Annotated in this window: 19 protein-coding genes; 13 read left to right on the forward strand and 6 right to left on the reverse strand. The window is 49.7% G+C overall.

What is annotated here, in order from left to right:
- The first annotated feature begins 215 nt into the window (after nt 1-215).
- The 3 genes from Q4526_RS07115 to Q4526_RS07125 all read left to right on the forward strand — a co-directional run bounded on the left by Q4526_RS07115 (nt 216) and on the right by Q4526_RS07125 (nt 2,435).
- Nucleotides 216-1,124: a porin gene (locus Q4526_RS07115; protein ID WP_215976314.1), complete on the forward strand. Its 909-nt coding sequence runs from the start codon at nt 216-218 to the stop codon at nt 1,122-1,124.
- Complete coding sequence (locus tag Q4526_RS07120) at nt 1,124-1,576, forward strand: hypothetical protein (RefSeq protein ID WP_215976315.1); 453 nt, start codon at nt 1,124-1,126, stop codon at nt 1,574-1,576. Before Q4526_RS07115 ends, Q4526_RS07120 begins: the two co-directional genes overlap by 1 nt.
- Nucleotides 1,577-1,742: 166 nt before the next feature.
- Nucleotides 1,743-2,435, forward strand: a complete 693-nt coding sequence (locus Q4526_RS07125; protein ID WP_303609571.1) for a VacJ family lipoprotein — start codon at nt 1,743-1,745, stop codon at nt 2,433-2,435.
- Between the two features lie 77 nt (nt 2,436-2,512).
- On the opposite strand, the gene Q4526_RS07130 is transcribed toward Q4526_RS07125, so the two are convergent.
- Entirely contained in the window at nt 2,513-2,818 is a 306-nt protein-coding gene (locus tag Q4526_RS07130) for a PilZ domain-containing protein (RefSeq protein WP_215976316.1), read from the reverse strand.
- 337 nt (nt 2,819-3,155) lie between these two features.
- Between Q4526_RS07130 and Q4526_RS07135 the strand changes: the two genes are divergently transcribed.
- A complete protein-coding gene (locus Q4526_RS07135) occupies nt 3,156-4,331 on the forward strand; it encodes a SpoIIE family protein phosphatase (RefSeq protein ID WP_215976317.1) in 1,176 nt (391 codons plus the stop codon).
- Nucleotide 4,332: 1 nt separating this feature from the next.
- The gene (locus tag Q4526_RS07140) at nt 4,333-4,830 is read left to right on the forward strand and encodes an STAS domain-containing protein (RefSeq protein ID WP_215976318.1); all 498 of its coding nucleotides are present in this window, start codon (nt 4,333-4,335) and stop codon (nt 4,828-4,830) included.
- Between the two features lie 5 nt (nt 4,831-4,835).
- Here the strand turns inward: Q4526_RS07140 and Q4526_RS07145 are convergent, their stop codons facing one another.
- From Q4526_RS07145 to dusA, 3 genes are all read right to left on the reverse strand, one after another.
- Entirely contained in the window at nt 4,836-5,267 is a 432-nt protein-coding gene (locus tag Q4526_RS07145; protein ID WP_303604500.1) for a TerB family tellurite resistance protein, read from the reverse strand.
- A 16-nt stretch (nt 5,268-5,283) separates the two neighbouring features.
- Nucleotides 5,284-6,243 (reverse strand): transaldolase, encoded by a 960-nt coding sequence (gene tal, locus Q4526_RS07150; protein WP_215976320.1) that lies wholly within the window; start codon nt 6,241-6,243, stop codon nt 5,284-5,286.
- A gap of 203 nt (nt 6,244-6,446) precedes the next feature.
- On the reverse strand, nt 6,447-7,466 hold the full coding sequence (dusA, locus tag Q4526_RS07155) for a tRNA dihydrouridine(20/20a) synthase DusA (protein ID WP_303609572.1): 1,020 nt from the start codon (nt 7,464-7,466) through the stop codon (nt 6,447-6,449).
- Nucleotides 7,467-8,511: 1,045 nt separating this feature from the next.
- Between dusA and Q4526_RS07160 the strand changes: the two genes are divergently transcribed.
- The 3 genes from Q4526_RS07160 (at nt 8,512) to Q4526_RS07170 (ending at nt 11,155) form a co-directional block, all read left to right on the forward strand.
- Entirely contained in the window at nt 8,512-8,943 is a 432-nt protein-coding gene (locus Q4526_RS07160; protein ID WP_215976321.1) for a hypothetical protein, read from the forward strand.
- Between the two features lie 196 nt (nt 8,944-9,139).
- Complete coding sequence (locus tag Q4526_RS07165; RefSeq protein WP_215976322.1) at nt 9,140-9,619, forward strand: hypothetical protein; 480 nt, start codon at nt 9,140-9,142, stop codon at nt 9,617-9,619.
- A gap of 771 nt (nt 9,620-10,390) precedes the next feature.
- Complete coding sequence (locus tag Q4526_RS07170; RefSeq protein ID WP_303604495.1) at nt 10,391-11,155, forward strand: YdiY family protein; 765 nt, start codon at nt 10,391-10,393, stop codon at nt 11,153-11,155.
- Here the strand turns inward: Q4526_RS07170 and Q4526_RS07175 are convergent.
- A complete protein-coding gene (locus tag Q4526_RS07175) occupies nt 11,152-11,844 on the reverse strand; it encodes a glutathione S-transferase N-terminal domain-containing protein (protein WP_215976323.1) in 693 nt (230 codons plus the stop codon). The genes Q4526_RS07170 and Q4526_RS07175 overlap by 4 nt on opposite strands.
- 66 nt (nt 11,845-11,910) lie before the next feature.
- On the opposite strand from Q4526_RS07175, the gene moaC reads away from it, so the two are divergent.
- From moaC to moaE, 3 genes are read left to right on the forward strand one after another with little or no spacing between them, the layout of a single operon-like run.
- A complete protein-coding gene (gene moaC, locus Q4526_RS07180) occupies nt 11,911-12,393 on the forward strand; it encodes a cyclic pyranopterin monophosphate synthase MoaC (protein WP_215976324.1) in 483 nt (160 codons plus the stop codon).
- Nucleotides 12,394-12,397: 4 nt separating this feature from the next.
- Nucleotides 12,398-12,649, forward strand: coding sequence for a molybdopterin converting factor subunit 1 (gene moaD, locus Q4526_RS07185; RefSeq protein ID WP_215976325.1), 252 nt, complete (start codon nt 12,398-12,400; stop codon nt 12,647-12,649).
- On the forward strand, nt 12,650-13,105 hold the full coding sequence (gene moaE / locus Q4526_RS07190) for a molybdopterin synthase catalytic subunit MoaE (protein WP_215976326.1): 456 nt from the start codon (nt 12,650-12,652) through the stop codon (nt 13,103-13,105).
- A gap of 23 nt (nt 13,106-13,128) precedes the next feature.
- Here moaE and Q4526_RS07195 read toward each other — a convergent pair whose 3' ends face one another.
- Nucleotides 13,129-13,488: a hypothetical protein gene (locus Q4526_RS07195; RefSeq protein ID WP_215976327.1), complete on the reverse strand. Its 360-nt coding sequence runs from the start codon at nt 13,486-13,488 to the stop codon at nt 13,129-13,131.
- A gap of 183 nt (nt 13,489-13,671) precedes the next feature.
- Here Q4526_RS07195 and Q4526_RS07200 point away from each other — a divergent pair, with 183 nt between their 5' ends.
- Nucleotides 13,672-13,872, forward strand: a complete 201-nt coding sequence (locus tag Q4526_RS07200) for a DUF2788 domain-containing protein (RefSeq protein ID WP_215976328.1) — start codon at nt 13,672-13,674, stop codon at nt 13,870-13,872.
- A gap of 27 nt (nt 13,873-13,899) precedes the next feature.
- The gene (locus tag Q4526_RS07205; protein ID WP_215976329.1) at nt 13,900-16,137 is read left to right on the forward strand and encodes a response regulator; all 2,238 of its coding nucleotides are present in this window, start codon (nt 13,900-13,902) and stop codon (nt 16,135-16,137) included.
- Nucleotides 16,138-16,153 lie beyond the last annotated feature (16 nt).

Below are 16,153 nucleotides of genomic sequence, written 5' to 3' on the forward strand. Positions count from 1 at the left end.
AAATCGGGCAAACCCTTGATTTACCTTCTATATTAATGTGTGAAACATAAATTATGTGGCGCCAAAATCCCGCTATTGAATAAATCTAATGAACTCTGATTTCTGTAATATAATTGTAATAATTGGCAAGCAAGATACGCGCTGTCATTAATATGTCATCTTAGGTTCATCAAATAGTCACCAATTTGTCATTTGGTGCCGAAAGAGGAAATCAAATGCAACGTCATTTTCTGGCTCTGGGTCTTTTGGCTGTTTCATTGGCGCAGCCTACTCAGGCTGTCACTGTCTATGGTAAGGGCAATGTTGCTTTACAGCATGCCGATGAGAGCGGGGAGTCCGAGCTGCAGCTGGTCAGTAACGCTTCGCGAATCGGTGTGATGGGCAGTGAAGAAATCAGCGAAGGGATCGAGGTGATCTATCAGTTCGAATACGGAACCGAGATCGATGATGGCGACAGCTCGGGCCAAACCTTTACCCAGCGCAATATCTATCTTGGGCTTAAAACCTCCGCGGGCACATTAATGGCCGGTAATTTTGATACGCCGACCAAGAAAGCTCAGGGCAAAGTGGATCTGTTTGATAACCTTGAGGGTGACATTAAAAATATTGTTACCGGTGACAACCGGGTTAAGAATATTGTGCAGTATGTCTCTCCGGGCTCCATCGGGCCCTTTACCGCTAAAGTCGCTTACATCACGGAAGAGACTGATAGCGATGCCGGCGTGTCGGCGTCGCTGGCGTATAAACAAGATGCACTATATCTGGCGGCTGCCATTGATCAGGATGTAGAAGACAATAAAGGCGCTACCGATTTATACCGTTTGGTAGGGGCCTACACTTTGGGTAGTGTTCAGCTCGGGGCACTGTACGAGTCTTTCGATGGGGAGACGGGCGACGGCGATGGTTACTTCGGCTCGGTACAGTGGAAACTGACCGATAAGTGGATTCTTAAGAGTCAATACGGCCAGTCTGATATCGAAAAAGAAGGTCGCGAAACCTTAAGTGTCGGCGGTGATTATAAACTCAGCAAATCGACCAAAGCCTTTGTCTATGCCACTCACAATGAAGATGACAACGGTCGGGATGATGACTACGTCGGTGTCGGTATGGAGATGAAGTTTTAGTGCTCAAGCGCTATTGCTTGGTTTGCGGGCTTATATGGCTAAGCGTCTGGTCGCTAACGGCTCTGGCACAAGAGCCGTGCGAGCCGGCGGTGGACTTGGCCGATAGTTTTGATGCGGTCAATCGTATCGGCGACTGCGATTACAGTGACCAAGGCCTAAATAAGTTGTTGTCGGGCCGAACTCAGGCGCAGGACAAAGAGCCCTCGCAACAGCAAGCATCGTCATCGGCCCCTGCGCCAGACACTCAAGCTCAAGCCCAGCCGGCACACTCTGCTCGTCTGGCGAGTACTCCGGTTAGCGACGGGTTGGGCTATACCCAGCAGCGGTTTCAGCTACTGCAGCGTGCGGCCCAACTTTGCCAACCCTTAAAAGCCGAGATACAGCGTCAGCTCGTTCAGTACGGCTCAGATGGCTTAGTGCTGACAGTTGAGTATCATTGCACCTCGCAATAACACTTAACCCCCACGGGTAAATTCCTCTGCGTATCGACACTCTGGACAGTCTTCTAGTGAATTCGCTACTATGTGGACGTTTCTTCATTCAGCGAAAGGGCGCCTAGGCACACTTTCGTTTCTCCGGCATCAATAGGAAAACACCGTGAACTCTCTACGAATAGTAATGACATGTTGGATGTTGGCGATACTCGCGCCTATGGCGCAAGCTTCGGATGAAAGGGACCCGTGGGAGGGCTTCAATCGCGCTATTTTCGCTTTTAACGATGTCGCCGATACCTACGTTGTCCGTCCGGTTGCGGTGGGGTATGAGACGATAACCCCCGAGCCGGTTCAGTTGGGGGTGGGTAACTTTTTTGGCAACCTGAAGGAAGTCCCCAATGTGTTTAACAGCATCTTACAGGGCAAGTTTGGTCGTGCCGGTAAAGATACCGGGCGCTTTTTCATTAACACCACTTTGGGGGTTGCCGGGTTGTTTGACGTGGCTTCCCATATGGGAATACCGCGCACCGAGGGCGAGGATTTTGGTCAAACGCTGGCTAAATGGGGTGTGCCCAATGGCCCTTATTTGATGTTGCCGGTACTGGGGCCTCGCACCCTGCGCGATGCAGCTGGCATGCCGATAGACTGGGTAACTGACCCCAAAACCTATGTGGGGCACACGCGAACCAGTTACGAGATCAAAGCGATTGAGTTGTTGGATACCCGTGCGGGCCTATTATCGCTGGAGCAGGATATTGGTTCCGATAAATACGCATTGTATCGCGATATTTATTTACAGCGCCGTGAATACTTGATCAATGACGGCGAGGTGGAAGATAGCTTTGGTGGCGACCTGGACGATTTCGACGATTTCTAGCTCTAGGTATTTGCACGTAACCGGCCCGGATATTCCGGGCCAGCCCTAAATGGCGCTAAGCTAAGTCGGCAAACTTGCTAGCGGATAACGTCCATAATTTGTAGTCCTGTTGCGTATAGCTCGCCCTCTGGTATCACTCGAACCACTTTCACCACCGCTCGCAATTGAGGATTATGGCCATGGCTAGAAGCCATATTTAGCTCCCATTCACTTTGTTCGGGTAGGGCTGTGTCGAGCATCAGCTGAACACCGCCACCACTCAGCTCTCGGCATTCACCGCTGTGCTGTCCGGTATCACTCGAGAGTGTTGCCTCGAGCGGAGCTTCGATTTTCATTCGAATAAAATCGCGTTTTTCCTCAAAGGTCTTATTGGTCAAGCTCATTGTGATTTCCTCTGGGTGCAACAGGCCAAACAGGGTGCATTGTATGTATTTAACAGTGGGGCGCCATTGGGTGCTGCTCGGTATATATTGCGAGTCCATAGGAAAATACAACTTTGCACAAATCCAAGATTAACAGTGAATCTCGCGCAAAACCATAGTTGTTTAAGCGGCGCTAAGTACATATTGCTAAAGAGCCTAAGAGTTCTCAAAAGTGAAGTTGGTGGCTATAAAAACAGAGTTTTTACTAGGCTTAGGGTGATTGACTTGCACCTAGTAAACGAACGGAGTAGTGTTATGCGCCTCTGCCAAAGCAACCACACATTACATATTCCAATCTATGCGAAAGCTTCTGATTATTGATGATGATAAGCCGGTTCGACATAGCATTTCTGCCTTTTTAGAGGACAGTGGCTATGGCGTTATTGAAGCGGTAGATGGGCCCGCTGGGCTCGAACGTTTTGAGCAAGGCGATATCGATCTGGTGATTACCGATTTACGGATGCCCGGTATGGATGGGGTCAGTGTGTTGCGACAGTTGCGTGAGCGCTCTTGTGACATACCGGTTATCGTGATTTCCGGTGCCGGAGTTATGAGCGATGTGGTCAGTGCTCTGCGCCTTGGGGCTTGCGACTATCTAATTAAACCGATAGTCGATATGGAAGTGTTAGAGCACTCCATAGAAAAGGCCTTAGAGCGCCAAGATTTATTAGCCGAGAATAAAAGATACCGCGACGAACTCGAAAGTGCCAACCGCGGTTTGCGTGAAAACCTGCGAGTGCTGGAGCGAGATCAGGCCGCTGGCCGGCAGGTGCAGCGCCGATTACTACCTCAGCCTCAAACCACCGTCGAAGGTTACAGTGTGGCGCATCATATAGCGCCGTCGCTCTATTTAAGTGGTGACTTCGTTGATTATGCTCATATCAGCAAGCGCTATTTAGCCTTTTACTTGGCCGATGTGTCTGGCCATGGGGCATCATCGGCCTTTGTTACGATCTGGCTTAAACATTTGGTTAGTCGTATGGTGCGCGAAGAGGGGTTGTTTGCCGACCACGACTCGTTCGAGTCCGGTGCCAATACCATGCTGGAGTATATTAATCGCGAACTGAACGAAATTAGCCTCAATCACCATTTAACGTTTTTTGTTGGAGTGATCGATACCCACACCCACGATATGCGCTACGTGGTGGCTGGGCACTTGCCCATGCCGGTGTTGATCAGGGACGGTAAAGCCGAGTATTTAACCGGGCGCGGCAAGCCGGTGGGCATCTTTAAAGACATTAGCTGGCATATACATGCCATGACCTTACCGGAACAATTTTCATTGGTTTGTTTTTCCGATGGTGTATTGGAAATTCTGCCGGATGATTCGCTGCAAAAAAAAGAAGCGCATTTACTGGAATTAATCGCACAAAAGGCTCAAAATCTAGAGACTGTGTGCGATGCGCTTAATATCAAGGATGTTAGCGAAACACCGGATGACATCGCAGTTTTGACCATTACTCGAGGTTTTTGAGATGCGGCCGGGTCAAATATTGGTTGCCGATCATAAAGGCGTTTACATTATCAAAATGGTGGGGGATGTTCGTCTCACACTGTGTATGTCATTTGATCAATTTATTGATGCTATGTTTGCCAGTGACGACTTTTGTGAAGTGTTGTTCGACCTGTCTGAGGCCGAAGCCATCGACAGCACAACACTGGGGTTGATGGCAAAAATATCCATATTGGGCGGCGAGAGAGTCGGCGCCCGACCCGTGATTTTCTCCCCCAATGACAGCATTAACCGCATATTGGATACTATGGGGTTTGGCGATATATTCACCATTGTGCACGAGCTGAAACCGCCAATAACCGCGACAGAAGTTTTGGTCAGTGACGATCAGCCAGACACCGATAACGATGAAGCCGTGGTGAAGGATAAAGTCATTGAAGCCCATAAAGTCTTAATGGGCTTAAACCGTGAAAACCAAGAGACGTTTACCGATTTAGTCAACATGCTGGAAAGCGAATAATAAACTTACTCGCTTCGCGCAGCGTTGCGGGCCACCAGAAAATCGGTATGTGATAAGTAAACCAACTCCGCCACTCGGCGAATGATATGCTCTTCGTATTTATCCAGCTGGCCGTCGGCAAGGGCAATCGTCCACATAGACTTCACCAAAGCAAACTTTTCTTCGCGCGAGCACTGGTCGTTCACAATTTGAGTAAACTGAAAGAGTGAGGTGGCATCCTCCTGTCGGTTTTCCGCCCGGCTTTGCAGCTCATTCACTTCTTCGCGGGTTAACTGGTAGGTTTGCTCAAGCTCCTGTTTGAACGCTTGCAACTCACTGTCATCAAACACCGTATCCGCGGCCGCTACTTCCATAAGCAAAGCGGCTGCTGCGAGTTGTTTGTCGTCTTCGGTAAGCGGCGCGGCCGAGCCGTCTGAAGTATTCAGACGGCTCTCCATAAAACGGGCAATCCTACTAAGCATTGGCCGAGTCTTTCAGTAAGTTTTCTAATTTCACCTGATCGGCGGCGAAGTTGCGGATACCCTCAGCCAGCTTTTCAGTGGCCATGGCATCGTCGTTCATGCCAAAGCGGAAAGAGCTTTCGGTATCAATCAACTTATCAATGGACTCACCTGTGTTTTCTGGTGACAGCACGCGCTCCAGAGAGCCGGTGTCTTCATCAAGGGCTTTGAGCAGCTGCGGGCTGATAGTGAGTCGGTCACACCCGGCCAGGGCTTCGATTTCACCGGTATTGCGGAAGCTGGCGCCCATCACAACAGTGTTGTAGTTGTGTTGCTTGTAGTAGTTGTAAATGCGACGTACCGATTGCACACCTGGGTCAGTCTCTGAGGTGTACTCTTCACCGGTGGCGTTTTTGTACCAGTCCAGAATACGGCCCACAAACGGCGAAATCAAAAATACACCGGCATCGGCACAGGCGGCGGCCTGGTTGAAACCAAACAACAGCGTCAGGTTACAGTTAATGCCTTCTTTTTCCAGTTTTTCGGCGGCGCGAATACCTTCCCAGGTAGAGGCCAGCTTAATCAAAACGCGCGATTTGTCGATACCGTTTTGCTGGTACAAATCAATCAGGTGGTGAGCTTTATCGATGCTCGCATTGGTGTCAAAGCTCAAGCGGGCGTCAACCTCTGTCGAGATACGGCCGGGCACTAATTTTAAAATCTCACAGCCAATGGCAACAGCTAAGTGATCGCAAGCCGATTTGATTTGATCGTCACTGCTACCGCCTTCTTTGCCCGCCGCAGCGATGCATTTATCCAATAATGGCTTATAGGCCGGAATTTGGGCCGCTTTTAGCAGCAGAGATGGGTTGGTAGTGGCGTCTTGAGGCTTGTAGAGTTTGATCGCTTCGATGTCACCGGTATCGGCAACCACGTCGGTCATCTGCTTGAGTTGTTCGAGTTTGGTACTCACAATTTGGCTCCTAAATGTATATTTAATAGGCGATATGTATCACTGGCGACACCCGCATGCTCTCTTTCTGGAGCTTTATATCAGGCTAAATGGGCCGGTTTGGGCTGCCATAAGACAAGTCGGTTAAATCACAAAGTGTTATACAGCCGACTGGTCCGTCGTTATTGTCGATTCACTTAGCCCCGCTATTGTAAACGTTAACGTCAGCGGGGCAAAGCGCCACTGACGGCCGATAGCTCGGGCTCAACTTCTTGCAGTGCAGCCCAGATAACGTCTGTGCCGGCACCCGCTTTATGGGCGTTCTCACTGATTACCCGCCGAAAGCGGCGCGCCCCGGGCAAACCTTGATAAAGCCCCAGGGTGTGCCGCGTCATACTGCTTAGCTTCACCCCCTTGGACAATTCCTGCTCGCAGTAATTCACAAACTGGCGCATAACGTCCAAGCGGCTCAGTATGGGGCGGCTTCGGCCGTAAATTGTTTGATCAACTTCAGCCATTAAGTACGGGTTGGAGTAGATTTCCCGGCCGAGCATGACCCCGTCGAGATCATGCAGTAGTTCCTTGCACTGCGCCAAGGTATTAATGCCGCCATTGACGATAATTTCTAAGTCCGGCCGCTCGGCCTTGAGGCGCGCCACTAGCGCATAATCAAGCGGTGGAACATCGCGATTTTCTTTCGGGCTTAGCCCTTGCAGCCAGGCTTTGCGGGCGTGAACGATAAACGTTTTGCAACCGCTGTCTGCCACTGTATTGACAAACTGCAGCAACCCCTCGTAATCCTCCATGTCGTCAATGCCAATGCGGTGCTTAATAGTAACGGGAATATCCACCCGCTCAATCATGGCACTCATGCAGTCGCGCACCAGCTCCGGTTCCGCCATCAGGCAGGCACCAATACGGCCGCTTTGCACCCGGTCTGACGGGCAACCGCAATTGAGGTTCACCTCATCATAACCCCATTGCTGGGCATAGTCGGCGCACTGGGCCAGCGCCTGCGGGTCTGAGCCACCCAGCTGCAGCGCAACGGGGGACTCTTCGGCGTTAAAGCGCAAAAAACGCTCGCGGTCGCCATAAATCAAGGCCCCGGTGGTGACCATTTCGGTATAGAGCACGGCATCTTGACTCAGCAATCGCCAAAAGTATCGGCAATGGCGATCACTCCAGTCCATCATCGGGGCACAGGTGAAGCGGCGATTGATTGTTTTTTGCGGGGTTTTTGGCACGGAAAGAGAGCGTCTAGTGGGTTTTCGGTGGCGGGTATTCTACCCTGATTGGGGGGTGTTCGACAAAAGTCGAGGTTTTTTATGTCCTCTTTCGCCCGGCGGGCGAGTCACTTTTCGTGACGCGACGAAAAGTGACCAAAAGGCGCGCCCCCGCATCTCAGCCCTCGGCAACTGCTCCTGCGTTGCTCTAATAAACTACATCCATGTAGCTATTCGGGTTCCCGAATTCAAGCCAATTTTGAGGGTCGGAAAAGATCGCTTCCCAGCGCTTTTCCTTAATTGCACGTCCATGTGCAATTAACCCACAAAACTAGCTCGAATTCGGCTGGATACAACGGGTGGGTCAGGGCGCTTCGTAGCGAGTTTTGTTTTTGCGTCAGACGTCAGACTTTCATTTCCCGTCAGGCATCTAAGTTTAATGTTTCGACTTCTTAGGGGGATTAAATTTTCTGCAAAAAAAAGTACCGGCCGCTCCTGAGCATGTGCCGGATTTCGCCCGGCGGGCGAGGCACTTTTTACTCCAAAAAGTACCCAAAAAGCCGCCCCCGGCAACTGGCCCCAGCGGGGTGCCCTCACTCCGATTGATTTTAGCGGGCCGTATCGACAGGCCTTCCCTAGCCTGACGATACTTGCGCAAACTCCCTGTTTGCTTACCCACTAAAATCAACCTCCACTCGGCTCAGTGGCATGGGGGAGGGGATTTCGTAACCGGTTTTGTTTTTGCGTCAGACATCAGACGACGGACTTTAGACACTCTACCCAATTGCTGGCTTCGCTCGTTTATCCATACGCTGGTGTACGCTAGGCAGTTTTCAATATATGAAAAAACCTTTATAGTCAGTGTCTTAACCAAATCGGAAGGTTAGATAACATGCCATCTGTGTGCAAGATAATGCGCTCGCACGCTTTGCCCGCCCTTCCCTGAGTCAATATATTGGTTAAATCGTTTAAAAATCAAAAGTTTTCGCCTTAACTTTGAAATTTTTCAAGGAGTAATGACGCGTATGCACGATATGAAACTTTATAGCGCACAGGAGACAATGTCGTGAATTTTGACAGCATCACAGAATCAGTTGTAATTCAGATAGCTGTCACTGTCATTCTATTTTTAGGTTCAGTTATTCTTGGGTGGATGTATGGGCCAATTAAATGGTACAGAGAAAATGAAAAGCTAAAGAAAATTCTTCTAAGTGGAAGAAGGTTCAATTTCTTTTATCGGCCAACAGACAAAAAATTTAAGCCTGTCACATTTCTACCAAATGGCGAGATAGGGGAAGGGAAAAATCCAAATGAAAACTCTTGGAGAATTAGAAGAGGAAAATTAGAAATCTTCCACCAAGATAATTGTATATATAGCAGATTCGTTTTCGATCAGAGTTCAGGCCGCTTAAAACACACAAATGATGCAGATTGTGGAAGATCTGTGTTTGGTCAATATTTTGAACCTCTATTTAAGGGCACAAGAAGTGCGCTATAACAAACCGATTCTTAGAGGCATATTTTTGCGCGAGATCGGGGGTATGAATGTATGGAAGGATTACATGCCAGTTATTTGGCATGTGCAAATTGTTAAGCACTTTAGAAAAACTTATTTTCTAGGTTATTGTTCTCTGTATTAAAAGTTGGCTCGGAAAGTCGAGTCAGGACTATCGTTTATTATAAGGATTTATGTAATGCCAAATTCAGTTGAAATATCTAATATAAAAGAAGATAAAACACACGTTCTGGTAACTTTTGATAATCTTAATGATCAATTCTTGATTGAGCTTCAGGAGGCTTGTATAGCATCTGGTCGTGACTTTGAGTTTGATGGTTCAAATGTTGTTAGATTTAAACACTTGACGAGCAAAACATATGCTGAAAGTCAGGCGAGAAAACTAATACGTGATACTCTAGGAGCTATGAAGAAGCCTGAGGATACGGAGATTGCTAGTTCCACAGGCAAGGTGGATTCCTCTCCGATAATTAAGACGGCTAATTTCTCCTCGCCACTCAATAGTCCGGTGGGCGAAGTTATTGTTACCGATATAAGTATGCCCTTTCTGTCTATGGTTATATTTATGGTTAAGTGGTCTATAGCTTCCATGCCTGCTCTTTTTATACTTTATGTTGTCGGCTATTTTTTTACAGTATTGATTGGCAATATTTTTTGATTTTTAAAACAATAATGGGGCTAGGAGAAACTACTCGCCCCTTTGTTTTGTTTGGCTCCGCTTGTTGGGCTCGAACTAGCTGTAATTGTAATCCCCCCAATAATCCACAGCAGTTATTAGTAGAAAATTCCATTAAAATAGGATCAAGGAGTTTTCTATGAAAAAGTCACGTTACAGCGATAGCCAAATACTGGCGAAGTTGAAGCAGAATGAGAGCGGAGTATCCGTTCCGGATTTATGCCGTGACCTAGCTTTTCTGCTGTAGTATTTCTGGCAGGTGGTAGAAGGTGAGGGGCTGGTGCTCTGAAGTGGTGACAAGCACGCGCATTTTGCTGTCGAGATCTATCCCTTTTGGCCCTCCTTTCTCGACGTTGTAACGACCCTTTTGAAAAGTTTCTTCATCCATTGCTCGGAGCGAGTCTATCGGTTGTAGGTTGCAGGTTGCCGTGCCAGCGTTCATCCGGTTTTGTGAACAGGTGAATATATGGTGCCCCGGCATCGGCTCCAATATGTAACGGCCATCGTTGGTGAAGCGAGCCTTGTGGGGGCTATCTGACCCTGTTAGGGTGGCAGCGGGGGCGCAGAGTATTCGATTTGCGTTTTCGCCTCTTCGTTTGAGTTAGGCGGAAATGCGCAGCTTGCAATCCTACACTAGTACAGCCCGCCCTACTAAACTCGCCCCAAGTCGGTTATAACGAGAAGATCACTTTTCCCCCTTTGCTGTCCATGTATAATGTTCCCATTTGCTGACTTGCCTGTAGAGGAGTAGTTATGAAGGTTTTAGTATCTGGTATTGCCGCAGTGGCACTAATGAGTGGTTCGGCCTGGGTTGTTGCTGAGGATGCCCCCCCAAAGTGGGAGGCATCGGCGGAATTGGGGGCGATCAATACCACCGGTAATACAGAAACAACGTCGTTTAACGGTAAATTGGACGTTATTCAGAATCTAGAGCGCTGGAAAAACACCTTTGCCGCCAGTGTTCTTTACAAGGAAGATCAGGTCGAAAATGATGCCGGCATTGAGTCGAGCGAAAAGACGGCGGAGAAATACTTTGCCTCGGTGAAAAGCGCCTATTTGCTAACGGGTGAGTATGGAAACTTATTCGGATATGCTTCGCACACTCACGATGAGTTCGGTTCGTATCGCAAATACACAACGGTTTCTTTCGGATACGGTAAGCGCTTAATTAACGCTGAAACACTGACTTTAGATGCTGAAATTGGCCCTGGTTACTATTGGGGGGACCAAGTGATCGATGAGGATCTGGGGCTGGTTGTCCAAGAAGAGGGTGCCATGCTGCGTGCAGCGGCGGATTTGAAGTGGACAATTTCTGAAAACGCCACCTTCACCCAGAAGCTGGGCGTTGAAGGCGGCGACGACAATACCCGTGTGCAAAGTGATACCGCTGTCAGTACTCAAATAAGCGGTAGCCTGCAAATGAAAGTTGGTTACTCCGTCACCCACGACACTGATGTGGCGATCGACAAAGAGAAAACCGATACCACCACCTACATCAATTTAGTCTACAACTTTTAAAGTGCGCACACCTGCCTCGCCCGTTGGTATGCCGGGCGAGCAGTGCATGTCGCTTCCCAGCGTGTTACCGAGGTAAAGTCGGCAAGCTGTAAGTGCTCTGCGGCTTTGTACGCGCTGGTCAGCGCCTCTACCCAGGGTACTATTGCCATATCGACAATACTGTAGCTTTCGCCCAGCATATACTCGTGGCGTTGCAGGTGTTCGTCTAGCACGCCGAGCAGTCGTCGTGTTTCATTGGTATAGCGCTGCACGGGGTATGGGTGGTCACAGCTTTCGACGGCGTATTTAAAAAAGTGACCAAATTGGCCGAACATGGGGCCGATATGGCCCACCTGAAAAAATAACCATTGATCACAGGCGCTGCGCCCGGCGCGGTCGAGGGGAGTAAACTCACCGGTTTTGTCCGCTAAGTAGCGCAAAATGGCCCCCGACTCCATCAGGCTGATGGGGTGGTCATCGGGGCCGTTGGGGTCAATCAAGGCCGGTATTTTACTGTTGGGGTTAATGACCTTAAACGCCTGTGTGAACTGATCATCTTCTAAAATATTGATGAGGTGTGGTTCGTATTTTAACCCCATTTCCTCCAGCGCCAACGCGACTTTGATACCATTAGGCGTATTCATAGAGTACAGCTGAATGAAGCTTGGGTGTTTGGCGGGCCAGCGCTCGCGAACGAGTTGAAGTTGCATGGGATGCTCCAGATTGGGTTGATTCGGATGAATTGGTCCAACACTGTTTGGAATGAGATAACGATTATGACTTTAACACATTGCGATGAGACGGGTGCGGCCAGTATGGTCGATGTGGCTGATAAAGCGGTCACCCAGCGGGAGGCGCGTGCTCAGGCGTATGTCTACATGAGCGGGGAGACGCTACAGGCAGTGGCCGATAACCGCTTAAAAAAGGGCGATGTTTTGGCCACGGCCCGCATCGCCGGCATTCAGGCGGCGAAAAAGTGCAGTGATCTGATTCCCCTTTGCCACCCGTTGGCATTGAGTAAGGTGGATGTGAACTTTCAATTACAGCCCGGCGAGGGCCGTATTTATGTCGAGAGCTATTGCAAGCTGGTCGGGCAGACCGGGGTGGAAATGGAAGCGCTTACCGCGGCAAGTATAGCGGCGCTGACGATCGTTGATATGTGTAAGGCCATGGATATGGCGATGGTGATATCAGATATTTGTGTATTGGAAAAATCCGGTGGTCGGCGCGGCCATTATGTGCGGCAGGGCGAGGGTTAGAAAAATGGTATTGACCGTATTGTTTTTTGCCAGTTTGCGCGAGCGCTTGGGCTGCAATAAGCTCTCGCTGACCTTGCCCGCCGGGGCCAGCGTCGCCGACGTTATCACCACCTTGGCGGAGCGAGAGCCGGGCTGGTGTGAAGCATTCGAGCAAGGTCAATGCTTGGCTGCGGTCAACCAGCAAATGGTAAAGCCCGATTACTTGTTGGCCGATGGCGATGAGTTGGCATTATTTCCACCGGTGACAGGGGGTTAAATGGACTCGGTAAGCATACAAAACGCGCCATTTTCCGCCGCTGAAGAGTACTCCTCGGTATCGTCCGACGCCGGCGAGTGCGGTGCCGTGGTCCTGTTTACCGGGCGGGTGCGGGCCGAGAGTGAGGCCAATCCGGTGGTGGCTCTGGAGCTAGAACATTACCCAGGCATGACCGAGCAAGTACTCGAAGACTTAATGGCCGAAGCTCGCCGCCGCTGGACGTTGGGCCAAATCCGGGTGGTGCATCGGGTCGGAGAAATTCTACTGGGGGATGAAATTGTTCTGGTAGCAGTCAGTGCGGCTCATCGGCGCGAGGCATTTGAAGCCTGTGAGTACCTAATGGATACGCTCAAATCGACCGTGCCATTTTGGAAAAAAGAAATTCGGCAGGATGGTACAAGTCATTGGGTGGCAGCGAAGGGCAGTGATGAGAAAGCGGCCAGCCGCTGGGGCTGACCGTCTCAGTGCGCAAAGAAAGACTATTTGTCTTCCATGGCCTCTTCCATAGCACCTTTAGCGTCTTCCATAGCATCTTCGGTGGCATCAGCAGCGTCATCAGCAGCGTCTTCTGCGTCATCAGCAGCATCTTCCATAGCGTTTTTGCCATCTTCCATGGCATCTTCGGTAGCGTCAGCGGCATCATCAGCCATGTCTTCGGCTTTCTCTTTCAGTTCAGCCGCTTTATCTTTGGCCGCTTCGGTGGCGTTAGCCGCTTTGTCAGACATAGTTTCAGCAGCTTGCTCAGCATTTTGCTCCATGCTGGCCTCTTCTTCTTTGGGAGAACAGGCGGCCAAGGTACCCAAGGCGGCGATTAGCAACAGTTTTGAGTAAATATTCATACGTTTCCCTCTGGTTATTATTTGCTTGAGCGCTAAGTGTATGAATATTTGGGGGGTAAGCACAAGTCGAAACGTGCGACAGAGTGTGAACTTGGTTACAATAGGTCGATTATCACGGGGGCTCCAAAGCAGTATAGGCCCCGTATTCTCTACCGTATCGGCCTAATTCACTAAAGTGGTTACATGACATTTGAGCAGTTTGAAACCGTGTCTCTGTTTTTGGGGATCGGCGGTTTAATTGGATTTATGTTGTTTATAGTCTGGGATCTGGCAAAAGAGTCTCAAGCGGGTAGGTTTGGGACTTTTATCTTATTTCTCGCGCTGGGTTTAGGGTTGTTAGGTTTTCTTATTAAAGCTGTACTGGTCGAAGTTATAGAAAAATAACATGGGTGCCATATCGGGGTAGGGTTTATGTTCGAGTTATTTACACCATATTGCAAAGCTCAAAAAGACCGTCAGGTTATTCACGATACGGATGCCCGCGTCGCCAAATACAGCCGCCGGGGCCTTGTGCTCAACTTTCTGGTGTTTGCTTTAAGCTTAGTGTTTGGTGACTTTTTTCACCGTGAAACCAATTTAGCGGTCGTGCTGATTACCGGTTTGATGCTGGTGACCTTGCTGCGCAGTTATTACTTGTTCCGGTTTGAAGTGCTCTACTCACGAGCCCCCAGACGCTGGCGCACCCAGTATTTTTTAGCCTCCTTTATGGGCGCTATCTGGTGGAGTGTGATTCTCGTTAGCCTCACTCACGTGCTGGGGATGCGCGATGAAACCCTCATTATGTGGCTGTATACGGTGGTGTTTTACTCCTCTGTGGCCAATGTGTTCGCTCCTTATATTCGCTTTCTCAAGATTTATTTATTTATCGGCATGATTCCGGCGGCGGGAACAGCGCTGATGTTGGGCTCGGTTGAGGGCGCTCTCTACGCTGCCATTATGGTGATGTTCTACTTAATGCTCGTGCACCAAGCCAAGGTGAATGGTGTGGGTTATTGGGAGCGCTTAGAAGCCAATCATATTCTCGATGAGCGCGCTCGTGGGCTGGAGTTTGAACAAAAAAGCTCCCGCGCCGCAATCGATTTGAAAAATGAATTTTTGGTGAATCTAGGCCATGAATTTCGGGTCTCACTTAACGATATTTTAGGCACTTTGTCCCTGGTGGATGAAGCCGAGCTGAGTGATCGCCAGAGCGATTTATTAAGCATGGCCACCAAGGCTGGCGAGCGACAGCTCGACTTGGTGAACAACGTGGTCGATTTTTCCAAAATCACCACCAAGTCGCTAGAGCTGGACGAATCGGTCTTTGATTTACGCCGCCTGGTGTCTAAATTAGTGCGCGACTTCTCGCTGGAGGCTCACCAGCAAGGCGTTGAATTGAACTACCTGCTCGATACGGAGTTGCCCGCACGAGTAAAAGGCGATGCCGCGCGGCTGCGCCAAATTACCAGCAGCTTGCTTGGCCACGCGCTTAAATTTTCGGTAACGGGCAATGTCTTTGTCGAGGTAACCTTTGATGCGGCCGATGAGAGCCGCGGCGAATTGCAAATCGTGATTAGTGACAGCCACTATCATCGTACCGAAGACGCTAAGGCTGAGGTGGATGAGTCGCGCCTGCAAGAGGCCGAGCAAACCGGGCGGGTCGGTATTGGCTTGTCGATCAGTAAAGGGCTGGCCGAGTGTATGGGTGGCAGTGTACACCTACTGAAAACGCCCACGGGTGGCAATCGAATTCTTATTAACGTCAACCTAGAGGCCATTAGTCACCAGGGTAAAATCCTGGGCGCGGATCAGCGCCTGCGAGGTAAGCGCTTGCTGTTGGTTGATTTGCCCGATCGGGTCGCCCTCGACTTGCAAGACGAGCTGAGTAATTGGGGGGTTGAAGGGCAAACCGTTTACGGTTATGAACAAGCCGTCGATAAAGTACAAGCTTGCCAAGATGCCGGTGAAGCCATAGATTGCGTTGTTGTCTACAACCGTCTGAACAGCTTTAACGCGCTGGCCCTGTCGCGTGAGCTGGCGCAAGACGAAACTTCTGCCCAGCTTAAACAAATCATTGCCATGAGTGTGTTGCAGCGCGACACCCCAGAGGTGCAAGAACACTTAGCGCATTACAAACAGGTGAGCTGTTTAGAAAAGCCGATTATCTACAAACATTTGTACGATGCTTTGTGCCAGCGCTTATTGCTGAGCGAAGAACCCGAACCCACTCAGGCAGAGCCTGCTGCACCGATTGTGCCGGTGGCAGATGAGCCGGGAACGAAAAGAGTGTTAGTGGTGGAGGATCACCGGGTTAATCAAATTGTGGCTTCGGGTATGCTGAAAAAGCTCGGCTGCTACGTACAATTGGTCAGCAGTGGCCCCGAGGCGGTGGCGATTTTGGAGAAAGAGCGCTTTGATTTGGTTTTTCTCGACAGCGAATTGCCCGAGAGTTCCGGTTTGTCAGCAGTTATGAAAATTCGTGAGCAAGAAAAAACCAACAATTCGCGCCGGCGTATTCCGGTTATTGCCATGATTCCCGAGCTGACCGAGGAGCAAGTCAGTGAACTCTTCTCGGTCGGCTTCGATGATCAAATCGATAAGCCTTTGCGTTTTGATGCGCTTGAAGGGCGGGTTCAGCGCTGGTTGGATCTCGGGATGGTCAATAGCTAAGGGGGCTCTGAATGCT

Source organism: Gilvimarinus sp. 2_MG-2023, from assembly GCF_030547685.1.
Taxonomy (GTDB): domain Bacteria; phylum Pseudomonadota; class Gammaproteobacteria; order Pseudomonadales; family Cellvibrionaceae; genus Gilvimarinus.